The following is a 5,270-nucleotide window of genomic DNA, read 5'->3' as shown; positions in this document are numbered from 1 at the left end:
TCCGGCCCGCGGTGATCCCGGCGGGGACGCCGTCGCCGCTCTCGACCCAGGACGCGATCGGCACGCTCGCGTTCCGGGCCCGCACCCTCGCGGCAGGCCCGGACCCGCTCGTCCTCGCCCCGCCGCACCAGTGGAGCGCGGACGGCACGAGCGCGGGCGCGCTGCTGACGGCCGCCGGTCAGATGATCTCGGCCGGCCTCCTCACCCCGAGCCCGCTCACCCAGACCGTGTCCGCCGGCATCCCCGAGAACGGCGCGCGGCCGCCCGCCTACCCGCTGCGGGCCGGAGCCCGCGAGGTGCCGCCCGAGGTGGTCGCCACCGTCGCGGGCACCCGGGCGAGCCTCGTGGACCTGCAGTCGGCCGCGGTCGAGCAGGGCAGCGTCGGCGTCACCGTGGAGGACGTGTTCGGGCCGCTCACCCGCGGGCTGGTCCGGCCGGTGTCCGCGGCGTTCCGCGGCCGCGTGGACGACGCCTCCGGCGCGGCCACCCTCGCCGACGCCCGCGTGCAGGAGTTGCGCGCCGCCATCCGCGTCGTCGAGCCACCGAGCCCGTACGCGCTGGGGACGAAGGACGCCCCGCTGCTGCTCACGCTGGCCAACGGGCTGCCGATCGGGGTACGCGTGCGGATCGACCTGGCGAGCTCCGGTGGGCTGGTGGTCGACCCCATCCCGGATCAGGTGATCCCCCCGGCGGGGCGCCGCCAGGTGCAGGTCAACGCGGAGGTGACTCGCTCGGGGCAGTTCACTGTGGACGCGACCGTCCACACCCCCGAGGGAGGGCAGCTCGGCCCGGCGAGCCGGTTGCGCGTCCGGTCCACCGGCTACGGCACCATCACCGTGTGGCTGACCGGAACCGCGGGAGTACTGCTCGTGGTCCTGGCCGCCCGCCGGGTGCGGCGCCGCGTGCGGGGGGAGAACACGCCGCCGACGGCATCGGGGACGCCGCCCGCGCCCGCACCCTCACCACCGGCCGCGGGAGCACCGCAGGCCCGTCCGACGACGGACCCGCAGACGCGCCCACCCGCCACATCCTCGACCCGGCCCCACCCGCCGCCCGGCGTGCCGTCCCACCGCCCGTGAACCGCCGCCCGGACGACGACCCGGACACCGTCGCCCTCCCGCCCGTCGCCGACGATCCGCCGACCGAGCAGATCCCGGCCGTCGACGACGCGCCCACCGAGACCGTCAGCGACGAGCCGATCGACGCCGGGCCACCGCCGAACCGCCCGCCCGAGCGCGCCCGGCAGTCCCTCGGCCGCGCGAGCAGCATGATCGCCGTCGCGAGCCTGTCGAGCCGCATCACGGGCTTCGTGCGCCAGATCGCCCTGGTGGCCGTCCTCGGCCTCGGGTTCGTCAACAGCTCGTACACCATCGCGAACACGCTGCCCAACATCGTCTACGAGCTGCTGCTCGGCGGGGTGCTGTCGAGCGTGATGATCCCGCTCCTGGTCCGCGCCCAGACCGAGGACGCGGACGGCGGCGAGGCCTACACCCGCAAGCTGCTCACCGTCCTGGGCCTGGTCCTGCTCGTCGCCACGGCCGTCGCCATGCTCGCCGCGCCCCTGCTCACGCAGCTCTACCTGGGCGGGCACGGCGGAACGGGCGACGCCGACGTGCCCATCACCGTCAGCCCGGACCTCGCCACCGCGTTCGCGGTGCTGCTGCTGCCGCAGATCTTCTTCTACGGGATCGGGGCGCTGCTCGGCGCGATCCTCAACAGCCGAGGCGTCTTCGCCCCGTTCGCCTGGGCGCCGGTGCTGAACAACGTGGTGGTCCTCGCCGTCCTCGGCGTCTACGTGATGGTTCCGGGCGAGATCAGCCTGGACCCGGTGCGCATGGGGGACACGAAGCTCCTGGTCCTGGGCCTGGGTACCACGCTCGGCATCGTGGCGCAGGCCCTCGTGCTGATCCCGGCGGTGCGCCGGCTCGGCGGGTCGTACCGCCCGCTGTGGGGCTGGGACCGGCGGCTCACGGCGGCGAGCGGCCTCGCGGTCTGGGTGATCACCTACGTCCTCATCGGGCAGATCGGCTACGTCGTCACCACCCGCGTCGCGTGGACCTCCGACGTCGCCGCACCCGCCATCTACGCGAACGTGTGGCTCCTGCTCCAGGTCCCCTACGGCGTGCTCGGCGTCTCCCTGCTCACCGCGCTGATGCCACGGATGAGCCGGTCCGCGGCCGAGGGCCGCACCCCGGACGTCATCGCGGACCTGTCGCTCGGCAGCAGGCTCGCCACCGTCCTCCTGCTGCCGATCAGCGTGCTGCTCACGCTCTACGGGCCCGCGGTCGGCGTGGCGCTGTTCAGCCTCGGTCAGGGCTCGGACGGCGGCGGCAACGCCCGGCTCGGCATGGCCCTGGCCTGGTCGGCGTTCGGGTTGGTGCCGTTCGCGGTGACGATGCTGCAGCTGCGCGTCTTCTACGCGCTGACCGACAGCCGCACCCCCACGATGATCCAGCTCGTCGTCGTCGCGGTGAAGATCCCGATGCTGCTCGCGTGCCCGCTGTTCCTCGCGCCCGCCGACGTCGTGTTGGGGCTGGCGGCAGCCAACAGCGCCTCGTTCGTGATCGGCGCGGTGCTGGGCAACGTGCTGCTGCGCCGCCGCCTCGGCAGCACCCGCAGCGGGCAGGTGGTGAACTCGGTGGGCCGCGCGCTGCTGGCCAGCCTCGCCGGGGGGATCGCATCGTACGCCGCGGTCGGGCTCCTCGCGCAGGGACCGGTCGGGACGTGGGCGGCCGGGCCGCGGGCGTGGGCGGTCCTGGTGGTGGCGACGGCGGTGTTCGTGCCGGTCACGCTCCTGGCGATGCGCCTCGTCCGCCAGCCGGAGCTCGCTCCGGTGTGGCGGCGCGTACGAGGTCGCCGGAAATCGTCACAAGAAGAGGGCGTCGCGCGATGAGCTGCCGTAGGCTTCCGAAGGTCGGGAGCGTGGGGGAGGTGCTGCCCGGTGAGCGATCTGGCGAGCCCGCCCGACCACGTCGATCCGCCTGATGTGGGCGACGGGCTCCCCGACACGTCCGAACAGGCGGAGACGACACGCAGCCGCCAGCAGGCCCCCACCCCGGCCGGTACCGGCCCGGGCACCACGCTCGCGTCGCGCTACCGGCTGCACACGCGAGCCGGGTCGGACGCTCGGGCGGGTGCCGAGTTCTGGTGCGCCCGCGACCTCGTCCTGCAGCGGGACGTGGCCATCACCGTGCTGAGCCGCCGCGATGCGGATTCCGGGGCGGTCGGGGGCGAGGATGATCCGACCGCTCTCGAACGGGCGAACGAGATGGTCATGCGGGCGCTGCGCTCCGGCTGCTTCGAGCACGAGGCATGCGCCCGGCTCCTGGACGTCCTGAGCCCCGGCGCCGCCGGCCTGCCCGCGGACGTGCTGGGCGCCGCTGTCAGCGAGTGGGTTCCCGGGCGCAGCCTCGCCGACACGCTGGCCGAGGGCCCGCAACGGCCGATCTCCGTCGCACGTTCGCTCCAGCCGCTCGCCGCGGCCGTCGAGGAGGCCCACCGGCACGGCCTGGTCCTGGGCTGCGACCACCCGCAGCGCATCCGCGTCCGCCCGGACGGCGCCGTCCAGCTCTGCTTCGCCCTGCCGCGGCCCGACGTGTCTCCGGCGGACGACGTCCGAGGGCTGGGCGCCGTGCTGGTCACCCTGCTCACCGGGCGCTGGCCGCTGTCGAGCAGCGACGCAGCGGCGGCGGGCCTCGCGAGCGCGGGTCGGACGTCGTCCGGAGCGCTGGTGCCGCCGTCCGTGGTACGCCCCGGCATCCCCCTGGAGCTGGACGCCCTCGCCACCGGCACCCTCGGGCCCGCGGACGCCCCCGGGCACGTGCACACCGCCGCAGCGGTGAACCGGCTCCTCACCGAGGTCATCGAGGAACACGACAGCGAGGCCCTGCTGCCGCCCGTCCGGGACGGGCTGCCCGCCGATCCCCACGACGTGTGGCAGGACAGCCGTGCGGGCGACGAGCCGGTGGACCCGCAGCGGCGCAGGCGGATGCGCCTCGCACTCGCCGGGCTCGGCGCCGTGATGGCGTTGATCGTGGGGTCCGCTGGCTACCAGCTCACGTCGGTGTTCAGCGACCCGAGCTCACCGGTCATTGTCGTCGGCGACCCGGGCGCGACCCAGGGCGGTGCCGGTGGCCCCGCGACGGGCGGGCGCGCCGCGGTCGCCGGGGTGCAGGTGTACGGCCCGGGGGACGGCGACAACGCCGCCCGCGTCACCCGCGTGATCGACGGCGACACCACGACGTTCTGGCGCACCCACACCTACCGGCAGCAGCTGCCCGCGCTGAAGCCCGGGGTCGGTGTGATGATCTCGTTCGTGTCGCCGGTGCAGCTGTCGACGCTGACGATCACCTCGCCCAGCCGCGGCACCCGCGTCGAGGTGCGTGCGGCGCCGACGTCGGACGCGGGCCTCGACGAGACGACGCAGGTGGCGGGCGCGGTACTGGACCAGGACCGCACCACGATCTCGCTGGCCCAGAGCCAGCCGGTGCAGTACGTGGTCGTGTGGATCGACCGGCTCGGGCCGGGCGAGGACGGCTACGTCACGCAGATCGACGAGCTGGAGTTCCGCCGGGCCCTCACCTGACCCCGCGGGCGGTCGCGACGAGTGTCGCGAAACCGCCTCGGGGACCCCCGGGCGCGATCTACTCTCCGCCGGTGGCCGATCCCGACGTCACCGACGAGCAGCTGCTCGCCGCGCACCGCGACGGGGACGGGCGCGCGTTCGCCGAGCTGGTGCGCCGTCACGGGGACCGGCTCTGGTCCGTCGCCGTGCGGGTGCTCGGCCGCCCCGAGGACGCCGCGGAGGCCGTGCAGGAGGCGCTCCTCGCGGCCCACCGGGGTGTGGCCGCGTTCCGCGGGGATGCCGCGGTGCGCACCTGGCTGCAGCGGATCGTCGTGAACATCTGCCGGGACCGCCTGCGGCGCGCGCGGGCCCGCCCGGTCCTGGTGGCGTGGCCGCGATCGGACCTGCCCGCCGCGCGGCCGGACACCGCCACCGAGCTCGCCACCCGGCTGGCTGTCCACGACGCCCTGGCCGAGTTGCCCGTCGAGCAGCGGGTGGCCGTCGTCCTGGTCGACGTGCACGGCTGCGCCGTGGCCGAGGCCGCCGAGATCCTCGAGGTTCCCGTCGGGACCGTGAAGAGCCGCTGCGCGCGGGGCCGGGCCCGGCTGGCCCTCCTCCTCGGCCACCTGAGGGAGGAGCTGCCGTGAGCGAGGACCCGGTGAGCATCGCAGCGAGCTCCGGCGAGCGAGGAGCGGAGGCGGGTCCG

4 protein-coding genes are annotated in these 5,270 nt (G+C 75.2%); all 4 read left to right on the top strand.

Going from position 1 to position 5,270, the window contains the following annotated elements; translation table 11 throughout:
* The coding region (locus tag AB7J25_RS29500; RefSeq protein ID WP_428514464.1) for a DUF6049 family protein at nt 1–1,079 on the top strand (1,079 nt) is incomplete at its 5' end.
* Nucleotides 1,076–2,893 carry a murein biosynthesis integral membrane protein MurJ gene (murJ, locus tag AB7J25_RS29495; RefSeq protein WP_428514462.1) on the top strand — a complete coding sequence of 606 codons (1,818 nt, stop codon included), beginning with the start codon at nt 1,076–1,078 and terminating at the stop codon, nt 2,891–2,893. The genes AB7J25_RS29500 and murJ, both read left to right, overlap by 4 nt.
* A gap of 48 nt (nt 2,894–2,941) precedes the next feature.
* Nucleotides 2,942–4,585, top strand: coding sequence for a protein kinase family protein (locus AB7J25_RS29490; protein WP_428514460.1), 1,644 nt, complete (start codon nt 2,942–2,944; stop codon nt 4,583–4,585).
* A 71-nt stretch (nt 4,586–4,656) separates the two neighbouring features.
* Nucleotides 4,657–5,211, top strand: coding sequence for an RNA polymerase sigma factor SigM (gene sigM, locus AB7J25_RS29485; RefSeq protein WP_428514458.1), 555 nt, complete (start codon nt 4,657–4,659; stop codon nt 5,209–5,211).
* Nucleotides 5,212–5,270 lie beyond the last annotated feature (59 nt).

This window comes from Pseudonocardia sp., from assembly GCF_050246655.1.
GTDB lineage: Bacteria > Actinomycetota > Actinomycetes > Mycobacteriales > Pseudonocardiaceae > Pseudonocardia.
The sequence above is the reverse complement of the archived record's forward strand: the minus strand, read 5'-3'. Positions and strand labels throughout refer to the sequence as shown.